Here is an 18301-nt window from a genome sequence, read left to right as displayed (position 1 = left end):
CCCCCTATCCCCAGCCCCACCCCCCGGACCTTCACATTGCCCAGCCAGAGTCCGAGCACCGCCACCAGCGACAACATGCTGATGGAAAGCGCGATTTCACTCATCTCAGCCATCCTTGTTTCGAATCAGACTGAGCCTAGCTTGTCAGCAAAGAGCATCGGCGACTGTGGGTCGGCGCACGATTCTGGCTTTATCCGGCGCCAGAATTACCAATTAAGGGATAGCGTTGAGGTCAAGAGAGCGCGGCCACATAGCCGTAGATGGCACCAAAGTGGCAGGCACTGCCCCCCAGCACGAACAGATGCCAGATGGCATGGTTGTAGGGGATCCGCCTGTTGGCATAGAAGATGACCCCCAGGCTGTAGATGAGACCGCCGAGCCCCAGCAGCGCCAGGCCGCCCGCTGCGAGACTGAGATAGAGCTGATAGACCACCAGCAGGGAGAGCCAGCCCAGCAGCAGATAGGTCACCAGAGACAAGCGTTTGAACCTGTGGATGAACACCAGCTTGAACAACACTCCCGCCAGGGCCAGGCCCCAGATCAGCGCCATCAGGCCCCTTGCCAGGGGCGTATCGAGCGCCACCAGCAGAAAAGGGGTATAGGTGCCGGCGATGAGCAGGTAGATGGCGCAGTGATCGAAGATCTTGCACCTGTGGCGCCAAGGCCCGTCTCCCAGGCTGTGATAGAGGGTCGAGGCGAGAAACAGCAGGAGCAGGCTGCCGCCGTAGAGGCCGTAGCTGATCCTGGCCAGCAGGCCCTGATCCCATCCCTTGAGCAACAGGCAGATCCCGCCTACCACGGCGAGCCCCAGCCCCAGGCCATGGCTCCAGCGATTCGCCCACTCTTCACGGGGGGAATAGTCCATCGCACCCACTCTCGACACATGTGATTAGGGTGTTTACTCTAGCCAAGCCCATTTAAGAGTACAAGTGTTAGCTGAAAAAAGGGGGTGGCTGCCAGCGGCCCCCCTTTGGTGTATCCTCTGCCGCCAACGACCCGCCCCTGGTATGGTCCTGCGTATTACCCCTGTTGATGCCGCCACTATCCCTGGCCCATGCACCCGGATGGCGTGGCCTGGCGGCCTGGTCTGGAGACCCGAATGAACTTGACCGAACTGTTTGCCAAGCCGGATCCGGCCTTCGCCGCCGCCGTCACCCGCCTGCTGGAGCGCTTTCACCGCACCGATGACAGCGAGGCACCATATCGGCGTGACCGCTTCTGCCAACAGCTCGACGACCCCTGCATGCCGGAGAATGGCATGGATCCCCAGGCCTACCTGACGCGGCTCGAGCAGCTGATCCCCGGCGTCTCCCACCTCGCCTCCCGCCACTACATGGGTCACATGACGGCCCCCCTGCCCGCCTTCACCGGCGAGCTGGCGCGGCTGCTGGTGATGCTCAACCAGAATCCGATGAAGATGGAGTCCTCCCGCCTGCTCAGCTTTCTCGAGCGGGAGGTGCTGGCCAAGCTGCATCGCCTCGTCTATCAGGCCCCTGATGACTTCTATCAAAGCCAGATGCATGCCAAGGATGCGGCGCTCGGGGTCATGACCAGCGGCGGCACCATCGCCAACGTCACCGCCCTCTGGCTGGCCCGCAACCATGCCGTGGGGGACAATCTGTTCCATCTGGTCGAGCAGGGTTACCGCGGCGCCGTCATCCTGGGATCGCGCCTGATGCACTACTCCTTCGACAAGGGCATGGATCTGCTGGGTCTGGGGGCCGCGAGCGTGCGCCGACTGGAGACGGATGCGGACAATCGCCTCAGTCTGCCCGCCCTGGAGGCGGCCATCGCCGAATGCCGGGCGCAGCGCATCAAGGTGATCGCCATCATAGGGGTGGCCGGCAGCACCGACTTTGGCTCGGTGGATCCCCTGCCCGAACTCGCCGCCATCGCCCGCCGGGAGGGCATCCATTTTCATGTGGACGCGGCCTGGGGTGGCCCGACCCTGTTCTCCCCCCGTTACCAGCCCCTGCTGGCCGGTATCGCCCAGGCCGACACCGTCACCCTGGATGGCCACAAGCAGTTGCTCATCCCCCTTGGCACCGGCATGCTGCTGTGCAAGCGCCCGGATCTGGTGATGGCGGTCAAGCGGGAGGCCCCCTACGCCATCCGCGCCAGCTCGTTCGATCAGGGTCGCTTCACCCTGGAGGGGACCCGGCCCGCCAACGCCCTCTACCTGGATGCCGCCTTCCAGCTGCTCGGCGAGGCCGGCTACCGTACTCTCATCGAGGCCAACTATGACAAGGCCAGGCGCATGGCGGCACTGATCGATGCAGATCCCGCCTTCGAGCTGATGTCGGCCCCCGTGATGAACCTGCTCTCCTATCGCTGCCTGCCGCCCCACCTGCAGGGCCAGCCCCTGGACGAGGCGGCCAACGTCCAGATCAACGCCTTCAACGTGGCGTTGCAAAAAGCCCAGCGGGCCGAGGGACACAGCTTCGTCTCCCGCACCCAGCGCACCCTGCCTCCCTACGGCGATCAGCCCCTGGTGCTGCTGCGCGCCGTGCTGCTCAATCCCGCCATCGAGGAGTCGGACATACAGGCGCTGCTGGCGGATCAGATCCGGCTCGGCCGGACCATCGCCGCCGAGCTGTTTGCCGGGCACTGACGGACCCCCCCCCCCCTCGAAGAGGGACCTTGTTCGTCTGCCGCGCTTTGCCGGGCAGCGAAGGGGAACTCATGCCCTCTGGATGGATCTTGTTCATCTGCCGCGCTTTGCCGGGCAGCGAAGGGGGAGCTCATGCCCTCAGGATGGGTCTTGTTCATCCGCCGCGCTTTGCCGGGCGGCGAAGGGGAGCCCACGCCCTCTGGATGGATCTTGTTCATCCGCCGCGCTTTGCCGGGCAGCGAAGGGGAACTCATACCCTCAAGGCGGGTCTTATTCATTTGCCGTTGTTTGACGGGCGGGTACACTGGCTGAAATTTCGAGGTAGATGGATCAGCATGAAGCAATTTTTTGAGTTTATTCCCCTTATCGTTTTCTTTGCCGTCTACAAGATGGTGGACATCTATGCCGCGACCGGCGCCCTGGTGGTCGTCACCGGCCTGCAGCTGCTCTATGGCTGGCTGCGCTATCGCAAGGTGGAGAAGATGCAGCTGTTCACCTTCCTCCTGGTCGGCTTCTTCGGTGGCCTGACCGTCTTCTTCCATGATGACGCCTTCATCAAGTGGAAGGTGACCGTCATCAACGCCCTGTTTGCCCTGGCCCTGCTCATCGCCCGCTACGGCTTTGGCAAGAACCTGATCAAGCAGATGCTCGGCAAGGAGCTGCAGGCCCCCGACGCCATCTGGGATAGAGTCAATCTGGCCTGGTCCGGCTTCTTCACCCTGTGCGGCCTGCTCAATCTCTATGTCGCCTTCACCCTTCCCCAGGAGGTGTGGGTCAACTTCAAGGTGTTCGGCCTGCTCGGCCTGACCCTGGTGTTCACCCTGCTGTCCGGCATCTATCTCTACCGCCATATGCCGGCGGAGCAGAAGGCCCAGCAGAAGAAATAACCGCAACCAGAAAAGGATGATTCCATGTGGTATCTGATCTACTCGGAAGATGTGCCCGAAAGCCTGCCCCTGCGCAAGCAGGCTCGCCCCGCCCACCTGGCGCGTCTGCAGGCGCTGCAAGATGAGGGCCGCCTGCTGACCGCCGGCCCCAACCCCGCCATCGATGCCGACGATCCGGCAGATGCAGGCTTTACCGGCTCCACCGTCATCGCCGAGTTCAACAATCTGACCGAGGCCAGGGCCTGGGCAGATGCGGACCCTTATGTGGCTGCCGGTGTCTATGCCAAGGTCACCATCAAGCCGTTCAAGAGAGTCTTCTGAGCTCAAGGCGAGAAACAAATACAAAGGCCGGACCCATGTCCGGCCTTTTGCTGCCTGTGCCTCACCCCTTGCCGGGTCCTCAGGCTCGCGCCACGAACCAGGGATTGAGAATGTCGGCCTTGTTGTAGACGAGGGGGGAGCCATCGAGCCGGGTGACGCTGCCCCCCGCCCCTTCCAGCACGGCCTGAGCCGCCCCCGTGTCCCATTCGCAGGTCGGCGCCAGCCTGGGGTAGAGCTCGGCGTCTCCCTCGGCGATGACACAGAACTTGAGCGAACTGCCCATGGAGACCAGTTCAATCTCCCCCAGAGGGGCGAGAAAATCCAGGGTCTCCCGGGAGAGATGATTGCGGCTGCCCACCACTCGCCAGGGCGTCCCTTCCCGATGGGGCCGGGTCCGGATCGCCGTCCGCTCACCCGCCGCAATGCGCCAGGCTCCCAACCCCTTGCCGCCGTACCACAGGCGGTCGAGCACGGGGGCATAGACCAGGCCCCAGACCGGCCGACCCTGCTCGATCAGCGCGATATTGACGGTGAACTCGCCATTGCGGGAGACAAACTCCTTGGTACCATCCAGAGGATCCACCAGCCAGTAACGCGGCCAGCCATGACGCGCCTGCAGCACCGCATCGCCAGACTCTTCTGACAGCACAGGGATCTCCGGGGTCAGACGAGCCAATCCTGTCACTATCACCTCATGGGCGGCCCGATCCGCCGCCGTCAAGGGGCTCTCGTCGGCCTTGTACTCCACGGTAAAGGCCTGTTGGTAGACGGTCAGGATGGCATGGCCGGCGGCCCGGGCGATCGCCTCGAGCTCGGTTATCTGGGAGGGAGACATAAATAGCTTCCAAGTCAAAAAGATAGCTCAGTCTAACCGAACGGGGAGCCCGGGCTTATAGCCGTTTCTCATGAGTTATGCCCTGTCAAAAGTGTCAGCCGGACACTGTCAATTCTGACAAAGAGCAATCGCCACCATTGAGCTAAATATCAATTCGGCGCAACCGCGTCGTCACTCAAGGAAGAGCATCCATGAACAGAACCACGACGACTCTCGCCCTGCTGCTCGCCACCCTGCCGCTGCTCGGTCAGCCGGTCCTGGCGGCGAACAAGGTGGCCAATCCGCCGGTGGCCAGCACTCCGGCCAGCCAGTCAGGGAAGATCAACCTCAATACAGCCAGCCTGAGCGAGCTCACCAGCCTCCAGGGCATAGGCGACAAGAAGGCCCAGGCCATCATCGACTATCGGGAGAAACAGGGGAAATTCAGCTCTGTGGATCAGCTGGCCGATGTGAGCGGCATAGGCCCGGCCACCCTGGAGGCCAACCGGGATCAGCTCATCGTCAAGTAAGGGGGAGTTGGACTCAGAATGGGGCGGCCGGTGGCTGCCCCATTTTTCTTCGGGTATCATGACGGCACTTTGTCTCACCGGATATATCTCCATGAAGAAGACCCCGCTTGTTGTTCGCAAGGCCGTACTGCCCGTAGCCGGCCTGGGTACCCGTATGCTGCCCGCCACCAAGGCCATCCCGAAAGAGATGCTGCCCGTGGTCGACAAGCCGCTGATCCAGTATGTGGTGCGCGAGGCCATCTCTGCCGGGATCAAGGAGATCATCCTGGTCACCCACTCCAGCAAGAACTCCATCGAAAACCACTTCGACAAGAGTTTCGAGCTGGAAGCGACCCTGGAGAAACGGGTCAAGCGCCAGCTGCTGGAAGAGGTGCAGCAGATCTGTCCCAAGGACGTCACCATCATGCATGTGCGCCAGGGGGAGGCGAAAGGTCTGGGCCATGCCGTGCTCTGCGCCCACCCGCTCATCGGTGACAACCCCTTCGCCGTACTGCTGCCGGACGTGCTGATCGACGAGGTGGCCAGCGATCTCAGGCGGGACAACCTGGCCGAGATGGTGCACCTGTTCGAAGCGGACCAGATCAGCCAGATCATGGTCGAGACAGTCCCCGAGAGCGAGGTCGACAAATACGGCATCGCCGACGTCAAGGGAGAGGCACTGACCGCCGGCATGTCCCTGCCGATGCAGGCCATCGTCGAGAAGCCTCCCCGGGACGAGGCCCCTTCCAACCTGGCGGTGGTCGGCCGTTACGTGCTGTCTGCCAACATCTGGCCCCTGCTGGAGAAGACCCCGGCAGGTGCCGGTGACGAGATCCAGCTGACCGATGCCATCGCCATGCTGATGGAGCGCGAGCAGGTCAATGCCTACTCCATGAAAGGCAGAAGCCACGACTGCGGCAGCAAGCTCGGCTATATGAAGGCCAACGTCGAATATGCCAGCCGCCATCGCGAGCTCGGCGATGAGTTCAAGCAGTGGCTGACCCAGTTCGTCAAACAGTTGTAAACGCTAAAAATTTAGCCATATTGCAAAATATTAAACGGGGCATCAAACGATGCCCCGTTTCCATTTCTGAAACAAAAATTCAGCTTTGAGCAAACAATTATGTCCCAAATCATGACCTTGTAATTCAATCACGCTTGTTTTATAAGGTTTAAGGCTTGTTCCGAGCCCTTGCATAAAATTCCTAAAAAAATAGAAGATACAGGTGGAAGTTCCATGAAAAATCCGTCAAAAGGGACCTTTTTAGGTCACCCTAAAGGGCTCTTCTTGCTCTTTAGCACCGAACTGTGGGAGCGGTTCTCCTACTACGGCATGCGTGCCGTGCTGGTGCTCTATCTCACCGACCTGACCGCCAACGGCGGCATGGGCTGGAGCCAGGCCGATGCCCTCAAGCTCTATGGCATCTACACCGGCCTGGTTTATATCACCCCCCTCATCGGCGGCTGGTTGGCCGATACCATACTCGGGCAACGTCGCGCCATCCTGATCGGTGCCATCCTGATGGCTGCGGGTCAATTCACCCTGGCCCTGCCCCATGCCATGTTCCCGGACATGGTCAACAGCGTCTTCTATGCCGGCCTCGCCCTGCTGATCGTGGGCAATGGCCTGTTCAAGCCGAACATCTCCACCATGGTGGGCGACCTCTATCAGGAAGGGGATCACCGCCGTGACGGTGCCTTCACCATCTTCTACATGGGCATCAACCTGGGTTCCCTGCTGGCCGGGGTGATCTGTGGCGCCGCCGCCACCGCCTATGGCTGGCAGGCCGCCTTCGTCGGCGCCGGCATCGGCATGCTGCTCTCCCTGGTGCTGCAGGCCACCATGGCCCAGAACTTCCTCGGCGACATTGGCCGTGTCCCCGCCGCCAAGCTCGCCGCCGCCAAGCGGGCCAAGAACCAGAAGGCTCCCCTCACCAAGCAGGAGGTGGATCGCATCAAGGTCATCCTGATCCTGGGCCTGTTCACCATCATCTTCTGGGCTGGCTTCGAGCAGGCCGGCGGCCTGATGAACCTCTACACCCAGGAGTACACCGACCGCATGATCGGCAGCTTCGAGGTGCCGACCGCCTGGTTCCAGTCCCTGAACCCCTTCTTCATCATCACCCTAGCACCCATAGTGGCGGCCATCTGGATCAAACTCGGCAAGAAAGAGCCGAACTCCCCCGTCAAGTTCGCCATGGGCCTGCTGTTCCTGGCCGTCGGCTTCCTGTTCATGATCGGCGCCGTGCTGGAGCAGGGTGGGGATCAGAGCGTCAAGACCTCCATGTTCTGGCTGGTCGGCGCCTATCTGTTCCATACCCTGGGTGAGCTCTGCCTCTCCCCCATCGGCCTCTCCATGGTCACCAAGCTGGCGCCGCTGCGCCTGGCTTCCCTGATGATGGGCGCCTGGTTCGGCTTCGTCGCCCTGGCCAACTATGCCGCCGGTTTCATCGGCTCCTTCGTCGGGGAGTCCGGCGCCATCGCCATCTTCGGTGGCATCGCCGCCGCCGCCGTCATCAGCGCCCTGCTGCTGCTGACCATGGCCAACCGTCTGGTCTACTGGATGCACGGCGCCGAAGGCCCCGCCCAGAAGCCCGCCGAGCAGGCAGAGAAGCCGTTGCACTCCGCCACCGTCTGACAGTGATGCCTTGCCATCATGAAAAGGGCGCCCCTGGGGCGCCCTTTTCTTATATGGCCGAGTCCGCCCTCAGTGATGACGTACCTGCATATGCAGGGCGCTGCCGCTGTCGCTGCGGATCTGCAGCTCGAAGGGATCGTGCCAGCTGCGCTTGTGCAGCCGATAGTGACCATCGCGCATCAGACCAAGGGGCAGACCGCCGCAGCGCATCAGCCAGTGGGGCGAAGTGATGCCGGCGTTGGCGAAGCTCAGGCCGTCAGTCTCGTCAAACAGCAGCGCCGCCATGGCGAAGGAGTGGCGCAGACCCGACTCCATCAGCTGCCAGTTGAGATAGGCCAGCAGGCGATGGGGCTGGGCCAGCAGCTGGCTCTCCCTCTGCTGATACTGGCGATAGGGAACATTGAGCAAGGAGCGCACCAGGGCGCCGCAGAAGGCGGCATCCTCGGCCAGCACCGGCAGCTCCATCACCAGCACCAGCAGGCGGTTGTCCACCCTGAAGGTATCCGGGATGAAGAGGTTGCCCATCCCCTCAAATGTCACCTGCCAGGGGCCCCACTCCTGCAATACCGGGGTCGACAGGCTGTCGAGCAGCCGGGTCGCCGCCCAGTCATGGCGACGAAAATAGTGCAGGTGCTCTACCAGCTCCAGCTGCGAATTGGCGGCCTCCTGGGCCAGCAGACACTGATCTATGCTCCGGACCACCTGCGACCAGTCCCGGATGGGTTTGAGCAGAAAATCCCGGGCACCGGCGCGCAGGGCGCGGCCGACCACCTCCATCCGATCCTGACCCGAGATGACGATGATGGGGATCTGGGGGTAGCGCGCAGCCAGACAGGCGATCACCTCGTGACCGTCCAGGTTGGGCATGTTGAGATCGCACAGCACCAGATCCGGCTGATAGAGAGCCGCCCCCGAGAGCCCCTCGATACCGTCCTCGGCCTGGAACACACAAGCCCCTTCATTTTCTAGATAATTCACCAACATGTGGCGAAAGACGGTTTCATCTTCCACCACCAGGATCCTGAGTCCGGCTCTTAACATCTTGCAACTGCTCTTGTGGTTCATGCCGATTAGAGCCTAATCCTAGACCAGGGTCCGGTGCAGGGGGACGAGATACCCAGAAACCCGCCCATGATAATTAATCCACGGTCGTATGAGTCTCATTCGGCCAGCATGGACAGGAGCTGGGCCGCCCTCAATTGTGCCGAGGCCCACCATGGGGGATAATGCCTCCACTCACGCCAGCGAAGCAGACCATGACCCCAGCCGAATACAGCGCCCTTGCCCATCCCAGGTTGTCCCATCCGGCTCGCAGCCTCTACAGCCTGCAGCTGCGTCGCCTCGTCATGGAGCATCAGCCCCCTCGGCTCAGCTACCCCGAGCTGGGGCGTGCCTTGGCCGTGGTCGATCCCATGGATGCCAGCGGCTTCAGCTACCAGGTCAATGCCCGCCAGCTGACGGCCCTGTTTGACGAGTTGATCGAGGCGGGTCTGCTGCAGATAGAGAGCCCGGCCGAGAGTGAGCACTACCATCAGTGCAGCTTCAGCCTGCCCCTGCTGAGCCAGCGCAGCCGCAGCCCGCTGCCGGAACGGCCATTCCAGATGCACCTGCACTGGCGACCGGATGAGGAGCTGCCCGCCCTGGCCCGGCTGTGCGGCGTCATCGATGCCAGCTACAGCGAAGAGGATCTCGGCGAGTTCATCGCCTACTGGCTGGGGCGCCCCGAGGTGTTTGATTCCCAGCATCAATGGATGCTCAAGTTCATCCGGGCCCTCAAGACCCGCCGCTACGCCAGGCGTCAGCCCACCATGGTGGCGGGCTACCAGCAGATCAGCCCTGAGCCTGTCAGCACGGGCCCGAGCAAGCGCGCCCAGGAGATGATAGAGCAGGCGAAACGACTGGCCGGACAGCAGGAGAACGAAGATGATTGAGCCAGCCCATACCCGACCCCTGATAACCCCGGCCGCACCAGGAGCATAGCGAGATGACAGACAAACAGGATCCCCTGCGCCAGGAGCTGGCCGAAATCGAGGCCAAACGCCAGCGCATCGCCAAGTCGAAACAGGACAACCGCATCCATGATCCCGAACTGAGCCGTCACGTGGGCGGCCTGCTCGAGCGGATCCGCAAGCTGCAGGCCGAAACCGGCGGCGGTCAGTACGACTACGAGACCCTGCGCAAGGAGTACGACGCCAAGGCCAATGCCGAGGTGCGCCAGCTGCAGAAGGCGGCACGTCAGGAGCGGATCCAGAAGCTGATTGCCCAGGCCGACCTCAACCCGGACTGGGTATTCGAACGCATGGATGCCAGCGATCCCAGCCTGCAATACCCCATGGAGACGGCCCGCTACTTCATCAGCGGCTTCGAGCACTGGGAGAAGAGCGGTGGCGGCTGCATGCTGATCTATGGAGACTATGGCACCGGCAAGTCCACACTGGCCGGCGCCGTTGCCCATGAGCTGATCGAACAGCACCAGAAGTCGGTGATCTTCCAGCAGTGGGCCTCTGTGGTGGACAGGCTGTTTTTCAACGTCATTCAGGATCAGGAGGAGCGCAACCAGTATCGCCGCGCCCTGGAAGAGGTGGATCTGCTGATCCTCGACGAGGTCGCCGCCAACCGCGCCAAGATGGCGGAGAGCCAGTCCAGCTTCCTCGGCCACCTGCTGCGCCGGCGTCGCAACCTGTCGAAAAGTGTCATCATCATCACCAACCACAGCCCCCAGAGCCTGCATCAGGCCATCGGCGACTTCAGCTTCGAAGCGATCAAGGCGTTCAACCCGGTGGATATCCAGCTGAGCGGCCCGAGCCGTCGCCCCAACATAGGTCACTACAACGGCTGACGGGGGGGCCCGGCTCAATGCAACAAGGCGCCCGAGGGCGCCTTGTTGCATCTGGCGTGGCTCAGGACCCCGCTGGCGGCGCCTCGAGCTGGCGCTGCCGCCGCCCCAGCCAGAACCAGGCCAGGGTGCCGTAGAGGGCTGCCAGTCCCCATAGCTGCCACCAGAGTGGTGCCACCTGGGCAAAGTCGGCCCCCATCTGGTTGAGCCGCAGGAAACCACCGATGGCCGGGGTGCTTGGCAGCCACTGGGCCAGCCAGTTGAGTGGGGCCGGGATCAGCTCGACGGGCCAGATGAACCCTGCCAGGAACACCAGCGGCAAGGAGGAGAGCAGCACTATCTGGCTCGGCAGATCCCGCCTGCGCAGCAGGGCCCCCAGCAGTATGCCCAGCTGGGTGGTGGCGAGCACGAAGGGCAGGGTAAACAGCCAGAGCGCCCCCGGCGAGGCGGTGCGGGCTATCTGGTAGTGATCGAAGCTGAACCCGAAGAAATAGCTGACCGGCAACAGGAACAGGCCCCCCAGCACCAGGGTCCGTGCCAGCAGCAGCGCCGGTACGGGCGCCGTCTGCCAGTAACCCCGCTCTCCCCGTTCGCCGAGCTGGTTCTGGGTCGCCCCCTGCATGCCGGCCCCCATCAGCAACACCTGATGGAGGATCAGCACGAACACGGCGGGCACCACATAGTGCACATAACCCATGGTCGGGTTGAATACCGGCACCACATTGAGCCCCACCGCGCTCCAGCCGCTGGCGGCCTGGGGCAGTGCCTCCCCCTCGACCAGCAGCCGCGCCACCTTCACCTGGGCGGCCAGGGTACCGCTCGCCTGGGCCAGCCCCTCGGCGATGGTGCCGTAGACCAGGAAGTAGGAGGCATCGCCGCCATAGCTCAGGGTCACGCTCCGCCCCTGGCGCAGATCCCGGTAGAAGTGGCGAGGAATATGCAAAAGGCCGCTGGCCCGGCCATCGATGAGCCACTGGCGCGCCTCATCCAGGCTGCTCACCCTGGCCACCAGACGCACCTGGGGGGTGGCATCGGCCATGAACTCCAGCTGGCGGGAGAGCTGGCTGCCATCATCATTGACCACCACCACGGGCTCTTCCCGCGGCAACTGCTGCAAATAGGGCTGCGGGTAGAGGAAGGAGTAGAAAAGCACGCCGCCAAACAGGGTCAGCATGATGGCCCTGTCCGTCAGCAAGGAGCGCAACTCGAGGCGCACCAGATCCCAAAATCCCATCATGCGCTCGCCTCCCGGGCAGCCGAAGCAGATCCTCCATGGGAAGCCCCGGATCCTGCGTTGACATGGTTCGACACGGTCAGCATGGTCCCTGCTCCTGCCCGCGCCCGTCGCCGGCCAGGGCCTCGTGCCGATAACGATGGGCCACCCACCAGAACAGCGGCAGGAACAGCAGCAGGGGAGCGAGTTGCCCCCATGCCATGGCCAGGGGCTGGCCGTAGTTGGCCTGCCCTATCTGCACCTCTATGTAGTGGGAGATGGGCAGCAGGCTGCGCCAGCCCTGGGCAAAACTGCCCATGGCGCTGGCCGGGAAGGTGACCCCCATGAAGGCAAACCCGGGGGCGGTCAGGGCCCCCGCGATGGAGATGGCCCGCGCCCCATCCCGCAACAGGGCATAAATGCCGGCCCCGATGGCCAGGCAGGCGAGCGTGGTCAGCCCAAGCCCCAGAGTGAGGACGAGCCAGCTACCCTGCATGGGGTAACCCAGCACAACAAACAGCATCAGGCTCCAGCCCAGGCCCCAGCCCCAGCCGATGACCCAATGTGGCGCCAGCTTGCGCCACATCCCGCGCCAGACCCCTTGTGCGGCCCAGCATTGGCCCAGCCTGTCAGCCCGCGCCAGGGCGCCCAGGCCGTAGAGCACCACCAATATCTGCCATACCGCGGGCAGCAAGGCCCCCAGCAGGAACTGGGCATAACTGGAGTTGAGGTTGTAGAGCGCCGTGATCTGGTTGTTGATGGGCAACGCCTGACCGAGAGCCCCCGGCAGCGCCTGCCCCTCTGCCAGGGCCTGCAGCACGCCGACCTGACCATTGAGGGTGCCGACCACCTGGGCCAGGGCCGAGTTGACCAGCTTGGCGATCAGGATGAACTGGCCGTTGTTGAACACCGTCACCTGGGGCTGGGTGCCTTCACGAGCATCCCGCTCCAGATGATGGGGGATCACCACCAGGGCGTAGATGTCACCGCCGCGCAGGGCTCTGGCCCCCTCGTCGATGGCGTCAAACTGCTGCGCTAGCTTGAGCCCGGCGGAGGCATCCAGCGAATAGGCGAGCTGGCGCGATAGCTGGCTCCTGTCCAGGTCCACCAGACCTATGCTGAGATCCCGCGCCAGGGCAGCCGAGAAGATCCAGCAGAGCATGCCCATCAGCAGCAGGGGCAGCCAGCTGACCAGGGCACGGCCGAAGGGATCACGCCACAGTTGGCTGAGCTCCTCTCTCATCAGAGTTCGACCAGGACACTCATGCCGACCCGCAACCCTTCAACCGGTTGCAAGGGGCGCGCCTCCACCTGGAAGCTCTTCATGTCGAACCCCTGACGGGTATCGGTGGCGCGCCAGGTGGCAAAATCCCCCATCACGGCCACATGGGTCACCTTGAAGCGCACCGTCTGATCCCCCAGTCCCGGGATGCTGGCATCGAATTCGGCCCCCACCGCAAAGCGGGGCAGCAGATCTTCACGGACGTGGAACTGGGCCCAGGCATCTTCCATGTCGAGCAGGGTCACCACGGGGAACCCCTGGGGTGCCAGCTCGCCGCTGCGCAGCAGCACCTGGGCCACCTCGCCGTCATGGGGGCTGGTGATGCGGGTATCGGCCAGATAGGCCTCCACCTCTGCCACCGAGCCCGCCGCCATCTTGGCCTTCTCCCGGGCGGCGACCTTGGTCTCCTCCCGCGCCCCTTCCAGCGCCAGCTGATATTGCTGCCAGGCCATGCCTTCGCTGTACTTGGCTGCCTGCCAGGCGGTCCAGGCCTCATCACGCTTTTGCAGCGCCACGACACCGTCCCTGTGCAGGTTGGCAACCCGCTGATAGGTGGTGCCCCGCAACGTGGCGGCGACCTTGGCCTGCTGCCATTGATCCTTGGCGGCGGCGATCTGCTGGGCCCGGGCCCCCTTCTCGGCCTCCTCGGCCAGGGCACCTGCGGCCGCCTCACCGGCCTTGGCCTGACTCAGCTTGGCCTCGATCTCGGGGCTCGCCAGGGTAAACGCCAACTGTCCCTTGGTCAGCACATCTCCCTTCTTTACCAGCACCTGGTCGATGCGGCCGGCCACCTTGGAGGAGACGGAATACTGCTGCGCCTCTATCTGTCCCTGCAACCGCACCGGCTCAGGTTGATAGGCGAGCCAGAAACGCCAGCCCAGCCAGGCGACCAGCAACACCAGGAGCAGGGGAAGCAGCAGCGGCCGACCTTGGCGCATCTGCTGGCGTAGGGGGGAGTGACTCATGCGGATTCCTCGAAGGCTGGGCCTGTGGGGCCGATACAGATGTGAGTGGCGGGTCTGTGGCTGCCGTGGGTCATGAACGCACCTCGGTCGCCCGGCCAAATTGATACTGATTGAAACTGTTCATCTGGCCGGAGAGGGCCAGCAGGCGCGCCAGGGAGACCACATACTGGTAAGCCGCCGCGGCGCGCTGGGTCTTGACCCCGGCCAGCTGGTTGCGAGCATCCACCACATCCAGCGAGGTGGAGAGCCCCTGGGCAAACGCCTTGTCCCGCAGGGAGACATTCTCCTGTGCCAGCTGCTGGGTCGACGCCAGGGCCTGATACTCCTCCAGCCCTTGCGCCGCCTCGCGCCAGGTCTTCTCGACCAGCAGCTCCAGATCTTCCCGGGTCTTGGCTTGCAGCAGGTTCACCTGCAACTCGGCGCTCTTGGCAGCCTGTACCGTCTCGGAGCGGCCATCCCGGCTAACCAGGGGCAGGCTGACGCCGACGCCAACCAGCCAGTCCGGCGTCAGGCTAGAGGTGATGGAGTCATCTTCATAGAGGTTGTAGTTGCCAAACAGGAACAGCTCGGGGGCGTATTTCCCCTTCTCCAGCTTGATCAGCCCCTGGGCCTGCTCCTTCTTGGCGGCCAGCAGCTTGAGGCCGGGATGCACCGCCAGGGTCTCCTGCACGAATCCATCGAGGGCCGGTATCTGTTCGTTGATGAACAGCCGGCTGTCCGGCTCGGCCCCCTTGAGCTTGAGCATGCGGGAAAGCGCCAGCTCGGCGATTTCCAGACTGCGACGATACTTCTGGGTGTCGATACGCGCCCTGTCATAGGCGGACTGGGCCGAGAGCCGCTCGACCTTGGCTATCTGTCCCTGGGCTTCGAGTTTCTTGGCATGATCCAGGTGATGGGCCAGTCCCTGCTCTATCTCCTGCTTGGTCTGCACCACCTGGGCCGCCAGCACCACCCCGAAATAGGTCTGGGAGAGGCTCTCGAAGCTGGCCTGCTGCTTGAGCACCAGCTGCTCCTGCGCCTCGCTCACCTGGGCCTGACGGATGTCCTGGGCTGCATCGATGCGCCCTCCCACGAAGAGCGGCCACAGCATCTTGACCGAGCTGGTGACCACGTTCTGCTTGGTGAGGGGGGTGACGAAGTCGCTGGCGCCGAGCTGCAGCGCCTGCATCACGGGCCCCAGGATCCGACCGAACTCGGGGTGATTGGCGATGGGGTTGAGATCCAGCATGTCCAGCTCCACCGGCTTGTCCAGATGGGTATAGCTGGCACCAAGGTCAACCTTGGGCAGATACATGGCCTTGGCCGCCTCGCGCAATTGCTTGGCCCGTTCGACACCGGCCTGCTCCGCCGCCAAGCCCTCGTCTTGCTGCAACACCCGGCTCCAGGCCTGACTAAAGCTCAGTGGCTGCGCCTGGGCCGGCGCCAGCATGAGCCATAACAGACACGACGCCAACGGGCAGGTAAAGCTTGCTCTCATACGTCCCCAATCTGTTGGTTGTGTGGTTTGTCGCGACAGTGATTCGAGTTTTTACTCGACTCGAGGCGATTATCATAACGCAAAGCCCGGGATCATGGTCAGGGCTAATCCGATTGTATCCCCCATGGCAGGGTACGGGCAGCCCCCATCACAATTTGCCCGGTTTTCAAGCACTCCTGAATTTGCAAGGGCTCGCGAGCCGTTTTTTTCAGAAAAAAATGCCTGACGCTCAAATACTAACCTTTTATCCTGACTAAAAAATGCGTAATATACGCCGCCCTAAGCCGATGGTAACCGTGGAATGCAGATAGGTCCCCACACGCTTGAAACTCCCTTGATTGTGGCCCCCATGGCCGGTGTGACAGACCGACCATTTCGTGAGCTTTGCTTGCGTCTGGGAGCCGGCATGGCCGTTTCCGAGATGCTGCTGGCCAACCCGGATGTCTGGGACACCCAGAAAACCAGGATGAGAATGGGCCACTCTGCCGAAACCGGACTGCGATCGGTCCAGATTGCCGGATCCGACCCCGAGATGATGGCGTTTGCTGCCCGCTACAACGTGGAGCAGGGCGCTCAGATCGTCGACATCAACATGGGATGTCCGGCAAAAAAAGTGAATAAGAAGCTGGCAGGTTCCGCCCTGCTGCGCCAGCCCGACCTGGTCAGATCCATCTGCCGGGCCGTGGTCGATGCAGTGGAGGTGCCTGTCACCTTGAAGATCCGCACAGGATGGGATCCGGATAACCGCAATGGCGAGGAGATCGCCCGAATCGCCGAAGATTGCGGTATCGCGGCCCTTGCCGTGCATGGTCGTACCCGCGCCTGCCTCTACAAGGGGGAAGCCGAGTACGACACTATCAGGGCGATTAAGCAGGCCGTATCGATTCCTGTTGTCGCCAATGGCGACATAGACAGCCCGGAGAAGGCCCGGTATGTCCTCGACTATACCGGTGTCGACGCCGTGATGATCGGCCGTGCTGCGCAAGGACGACCCTGGATTTTCCGGGAAATCCGTCATTTTCTTGAGACAGGAACCAAGCTGCCACCTCCCGAGAGGGATGAGGTTCGCACCCTGATGAACGAGCATGTTACCAATCTGCATCAGTTTTACGGTGCCTTTCTGGGAGCGCGCATTGCCCGTAAACACGTGGGCTGGTATCTGGATGAAGAAGAGACGGGCCGAGAATTCCGTAAGCACTTCAATGCCCTGGATTGTGCAGACGCACAGCTCGAGGCACTCGAAGCGTATTTCGATGGATTAGGTTAACGCATAACTAAAGAGCCGACCGAATATGTTCGAACAAACCCTGACTTCTGATGCATTGGTAACAACTACTCACAATCACGCTGCCGAGCCCACCCAACGCCCCCTGCGTGACTCTGTGCAACAGGCCCTGCGTAACTACCTGGCCCAGTTGAACGGTCAGGAAGTGATTGATCTGTATGATATGGTCCTCTCCGAAGTCGAAGCTCCCATGCTGGACGTGATCATGCAATACACCCGTGGCAACCAGACTCGCGCCGCCGTGATGATGGGGATCAACCGTGGCACCCTGCGCAAGAAACTCAAGCGCTACGGCATGAACTGATTTCAGTCACCCTGCTGCAGTGCAGACGAAGGCGTATCTCAGCGATGGGATACGCCTTTTTCTATGGCCGATTTTCAATCGTTACTCAACGGCCAGCTTGATGCCCAGACCCACGAACAAGCCCCCCATCAGCCGATTGAGCCAGCGCCCGAGCCTGGCAGGCAGACGCGCCTTGCGACTAGCATAGGCGGTCGAGAAGGCCAGCAGGTGGCACCAGATCATGCCGTTGAGGTTGAAGATGCAGCCCAGCACGATAAACGCCAGCGCCTTCTGCGGCGCATCGGGGGCAATGAACTGAGGCACAAAGGCGAGGAAGAAGAGCGCTACCTTGGGGTTAAGAACGTTGGTGAGCAGCCCCTGCCGGAATATCCGTCCATAGGAGAGCGCTGGCAGCGACAGTGCGGACTCGCTCATCCCAGGGGATGTTGCACCTTGCCTGAGCAGGGAAATTCCCAGGTAGACCAGATAAACAGCCCCGATGAGCTTGATGACGACGAACAGCTCGGCCGAAGCACTCAGCAGTGCAGACAGCCCCAGGGCCGCCGCCAATACATGCACCATGGTGCCCGTTCCGATGCCAAGCGCCGCCACTGAGCCCGCCCGCCAGCCTTGCGAGCCGCTGCGCAGCATGATGAGCAGGGAATCCGGCCCCGGCATCATGTTCAACAACAAGCCAGATACAACAAACAACGCCAGATCGTGTATCCCCAACATAGACAACTCCTTGTTCATGAAAGAGACAGTCTATGGATCCAGCGGGACTTGTCACTCCCGTTTCCGGCGATAGTGATTATCAACGAAGGGAATAGCGGCTAAGCCGGGAACATTCATTGAATGGTCAACGAAATGAAAAACAACCAACAATAGATCTGGCAGGCAATGAAACTGATCGGGCGGGTATGGCTTTACGATTGAGGGGACTCACAAAGAGGATGCAGGCTGGATGGATTATCGACAAGAACGTAAATGTCAGGCAATAAAAAACCCCGCTCATCGAGCGGGGTTTTTCGTGTTGGGTGCCTGGCAGTGTCCTACTCTCGCATGGCGAATGCCACACTACCATCGGCGCTACCGCGTTTCACTTCTGAGTTCGGCATGGGATCAGGTGGTTCCACGGCGCTATGGCCGCCAGGCAAATTACTTCAATCTTGGAAAGCTG

General features: G+C 62.2%; 18 protein-coding genes and 1 rRNA gene. 10 read left to right on the top strand and 9 right to left on the bottom strand.

What is annotated here, in order from left to right:
- Positions 1 to 232: 232 nt before the first annotated feature.
- Positions 233 to 865, bottom strand: coding sequence for a PAQR family membrane homeostasis protein TrhA (trhA, locus tag BN1119_RS08765; RefSeq protein ID WP_041996723.1), 633 nt, complete (start codon positions 863 to 865; stop codon positions 233 to 235).
- A 234-nt stretch (positions 866 to 1099) separates the two neighbouring features.
- Between trhA and BN1119_RS08760 the strand changes: the two genes are divergently transcribed.
- The 3 genes from BN1119_RS08760 to BN1119_RS08750 all read left to right on the top strand — a co-directional run bounded on the left by BN1119_RS08760 (position 1100) and on the right by BN1119_RS08750 (position 3819).
- Entirely contained in the window at positions 1100 to 2611 is a 1512-nt protein-coding gene (locus tag BN1119_RS08760; protein WP_041996720.1) for an aminotransferase class V-fold PLP-dependent enzyme, read from the top strand.
- A 335-nt stretch (positions 2612 to 2946) separates the two neighbouring features.
- Entirely contained in the window at positions 2947 to 3498 is a 552-nt protein-coding gene (locus BN1119_RS08755) for a septation protein A (RefSeq protein WP_041996717.1), read from the top strand.
- Positions 3499 to 3522: 24 nt separating this feature from the next.
- Entirely contained in the window at positions 3523 to 3819 is a 297-nt protein-coding gene (locus BN1119_RS08750; RefSeq protein ID WP_041996714.1) for a YciI family protein, read from the top strand.
- 79 nt (positions 3820 to 3898) lie between these two features.
- Here BN1119_RS08750 and cysQ read toward each other — a convergent pair whose 3' ends face one another.
- Positions 3899 to 4654 (bottom strand): 3'(2'),5'-bisphosphate nucleotidase CysQ, encoded by a 756-nt coding sequence (gene cysQ, locus BN1119_RS08745; protein WP_041996711.1) that lies wholly within the window; start codon positions 4652 to 4654, stop codon positions 3899 to 3901.
- 191 nt (positions 4655 to 4845) lie between these two features.
- On the opposite strand from cysQ, the gene BN1119_RS08740 reads away from it, so the two are divergent.
- The 3 genes from BN1119_RS08740 (at position 4846) to BN1119_RS08730 (ending at position 7780) form a co-directional block, all read left to right on the top strand.
- Positions 4846 to 5163, top strand: a complete 318-nt coding sequence (locus BN1119_RS08740; RefSeq protein WP_041996708.1) for a ComEA family DNA-binding protein — start codon at positions 4846 to 4848, stop codon at positions 5161 to 5163.
- Positions 5164 to 5254: 91 nt separating this feature from the next.
- Positions 5255 to 6166: a UTP--glucose-1-phosphate uridylyltransferase GalU gene (galU, locus tag BN1119_RS08735; RefSeq protein ID WP_041996705.1), complete on the top strand. Its 912-nt coding sequence runs from the start codon at positions 5255 to 5257 to the stop codon at positions 6164 to 6166.
- A gap of 213 nt (positions 6167 to 6379) precedes the next feature.
- Complete coding sequence (locus tag BN1119_RS08730) at positions 6380 to 7780, top strand: peptide MFS transporter (protein ID WP_041996703.1); 1401 nt, start codon at positions 6380 to 6382, stop codon at positions 7778 to 7780.
- 69 nt (positions 7781 to 7849) lie between these two features.
- Here the strand turns inward: BN1119_RS08730 and BN1119_RS08725 are convergent, their stop codons facing one another.
- A complete protein-coding gene (locus BN1119_RS08725) occupies positions 7850 to 8821 on the bottom strand; it encodes a response regulator (RefSeq protein WP_041996729.1) in 972 nt (323 codons plus the stop codon).
- A 215-nt stretch (positions 8822 to 9036) separates the two neighbouring features.
- On the opposite strand from BN1119_RS08725, the gene BN1119_RS08720 reads away from it, so the two are divergent.
- Both BN1119_RS08720 and BN1119_RS08715 read left to right on the top strand, forming a co-directional pair.
- Entirely contained in the window at positions 9037 to 9711 is a 675-nt protein-coding gene (locus BN1119_RS08720) for a DnaT-like ssDNA-binding domain-containing protein (RefSeq protein ID WP_041996701.1), read from the top strand.
- A gap of 53 nt (positions 9712 to 9764) precedes the next feature.
- On the top strand, positions 9765 to 10619 hold the full coding sequence (locus BN1119_RS08715; protein ID WP_041996698.1) for a DnaA ATPase domain-containing protein: 855 nt from the start codon (positions 9765 to 9767) through the stop codon (positions 10617 to 10619).
- A 61-nt stretch (positions 10620 to 10680) separates the two neighbouring features.
- Here BN1119_RS08715 and BN1119_RS08710 read toward each other — a convergent pair whose 3' ends face one another.
- The 4 genes from BN1119_RS08710 to BN1119_RS08695 all read right to left on the bottom strand — a co-directional run bounded on the left by BN1119_RS08710 (position 10681) and on the right by BN1119_RS08695 (position 15505).
- The gene (locus BN1119_RS08710; RefSeq protein WP_041996695.1) at positions 10681 to 11853 is read right to left on the bottom strand and encodes an ABC transporter permease; all 1173 of its coding nucleotides are present in this window, start codon (positions 11851 to 11853) and stop codon (positions 10681 to 10683) included.
- A 76-nt stretch (positions 11854 to 11929) separates the two neighbouring features.
- Positions 11930 to 13072: an ABC transporter permease gene (locus tag BN1119_RS08705; protein WP_041996692.1), complete on the bottom strand. Its 1143-nt coding sequence runs from the start codon at positions 13070 to 13072 to the stop codon at positions 11930 to 11932.
- The gene (locus BN1119_RS08700; RefSeq protein WP_041996726.1) at positions 13072 to 14049 is read right to left on the bottom strand and encodes an HlyD family secretion protein; all 978 of its coding nucleotides are present in this window, start codon (positions 14047 to 14049) and stop codon (positions 13072 to 13074) included. Before BN1119_RS08700 ends, BN1119_RS08705 begins: the two co-directional genes overlap by 1 nt.
- Before the next feature lie 97 nt (positions 14050 to 14146).
- The gene (locus BN1119_RS08695) at positions 14147 to 15505 is read right to left on the bottom strand and encodes a TolC family protein (RefSeq protein WP_084205372.1); all 1359 of its coding nucleotides are present in this window, start codon (positions 15503 to 15505) and stop codon (positions 14147 to 14149) included.
- A 349-nt stretch (positions 15506 to 15854) separates the two neighbouring features.
- Between BN1119_RS08695 and dusB the strand changes: the two genes are divergently transcribed.
- Positions 15855 to 16820 carry a tRNA dihydrouridine synthase DusB gene (gene dusB, locus BN1119_RS08690; protein ID WP_041996686.1) on the top strand — a complete coding sequence of 322 codons (966 nt, stop codon included), beginning with the start codon at positions 15855 to 15857 and terminating at the stop codon, positions 16818 to 16820.
- Positions 16821 to 16845: 25 nt separating this feature from the next.
- Positions 16846 to 17142, top strand: coding sequence for a DNA-binding transcriptional regulator Fis (gene fis, locus BN1119_RS08685; protein ID WP_005309538.1), 297 nt, complete (start codon positions 16846 to 16848; stop codon positions 17140 to 17142).
- Between the two features lie 81 nt (positions 17143 to 17223).
- Here fis and BN1119_RS08680 read toward each other — a convergent pair whose 3' ends face one another.
- Both BN1119_RS08680 and rrf read right to left on the bottom strand, forming a co-directional pair.
- Positions 17224 to 17856, bottom strand: coding sequence for a LysE family translocator (locus tag BN1119_RS08680; protein WP_041996681.1), 633 nt, complete (start codon positions 17854 to 17856; stop codon positions 17224 to 17226).
- A gap of 304 nt (positions 17857 to 18160) precedes the next feature.
- Positions 18161 to 18275: ribosomal RNA gene (gene rrf / locus BN1119_RS08675) — 5S ribosomal RNA — on the bottom strand.
- Positions 18276 to 18301 lie beyond the last annotated feature (26 nt).

It is taken from the genome of Aeromonas bivalvium (genome assembly GCF_000819765.1).
Lineage (GTDB): Bacteria > Pseudomonadota > Gammaproteobacteria > Enterobacterales > Aeromonadaceae > Aeromonas > Aeromonas bivalvium.
This window is presented reverse-complemented; position numbering and strand designations above follow the sequence as displayed.

Excerpts from the sequence above, each read along its gene's own strand:
- trhA (WP_041996723.1), bottom strand. The coding sequence starts at position 865 with ATGGACTATTCCCCCCGTGAAGAGTGGGCGAATCGCTGGAGCCATGGC.
- BN1119_RS08760 (WP_041996720.1), top strand. The coding sequence starts at position 1,100 with ATGAACTTGACCGAACTGTTTGCCAAGCCGGATCCGGCCTTCGCCGCC.
- BN1119_RS08755 (WP_041996717.1), top strand. The coding sequence starts at position 2,947 with ATGAAGCAATTTTTTGAGTTTATTCCCCTTATCGTTTTCTTTGCCGTC.
- BN1119_RS08750 (WP_041996714.1), top strand. The coding sequence starts at position 3,523 with ATGTGGTATCTGATCTACTCGGAAGATGTGCCCGAAAGCCTGCCCCTG.
- cysQ (WP_041996711.1), bottom strand. The coding sequence starts at position 4,654 with ATGTCTCCCTCCCAGATAACCGAGCTCGAGGCGATCGCCCGGGCCGCC.
- BN1119_RS08740 (WP_041996708.1), top strand. The coding sequence starts at position 4,846 with ATGAACAGAACCACGACGACTCTCGCCCTGCTGCTCGCCACCCTGCCG.
- galU (WP_041996705.1), top strand. The coding sequence starts at position 5,255 with ATGAAGAAGACCCCGCTTGTTGTTCGCAAGGCCGTACTGCCCGTAGCC.
- BN1119_RS08730 (WP_041996703.1), top strand. The coding sequence starts at position 6,380 with ATGAAAAATCCGTCAAAAGGGACCTTTTTAGGTCACCCTAAAGGGCTC.
- BN1119_RS08725 (WP_041996729.1), bottom strand. The coding sequence starts at position 8,821 with ATGTTAAGAGCCGGACTCAGGATCCTGGTGGTGGAAGATGAAACCGTC.
- BN1119_RS08720 (WP_041996701.1), top strand. The coding sequence starts at position 9,037 with ATGACCCCAGCCGAATACAGCGCCCTTGCCCATCCCAGGTTGTCCCAT.
- BN1119_RS08715 (WP_041996698.1), top strand. The coding sequence starts at position 9,765 with ATGACAGACAAACAGGATCCCCTGCGCCAGGAGCTGGCCGAAATCGAG.
- BN1119_RS08710 (WP_041996695.1), bottom strand. The coding sequence starts at position 11,853 with ATGATGGGATTTTGGGATCTGGTGCGCCTCGAGTTGCGCTCCTTGCTG.
- BN1119_RS08705 (WP_041996692.1), bottom strand. The coding sequence starts at position 13,072 with ATGAGAGAGGAGCTCAGCCAACTGTGGCGTGATCCCTTCGGCCGTGCC.
- BN1119_RS08700 (WP_041996726.1), bottom strand. The coding sequence starts at position 14,049 with ATGCGCCAAGGTCGGCCGCTGCTGCTTCCCCTGCTCCTGGTGTTGCTG.
- BN1119_RS08695 (WP_084205372.1), bottom strand. The coding sequence starts at position 15,505 with ATGCTGGCGCCGGCCCAGGCGCAGCCACTGAGCTTTAGTCAGGCCTGG.
- dusB (WP_041996686.1), top strand. The coding sequence starts at position 15,855 with ATGCAGATAGGTCCCCACACGCTTGAAACTCCCTTGATTGTGGCCCCC.
- fis (WP_005309538.1), top strand. The coding sequence starts at position 16,846 with ATGTTCGAACAAACCCTGACTTCTGATGCATTGGTAACAACTACTCAC.
- BN1119_RS08680 (WP_041996681.1), bottom strand. The coding sequence starts at position 17,856 with ATGTTGGGGATACACGATCTGGCGTTGTTTGTTGTATCTGGCTTGTTG.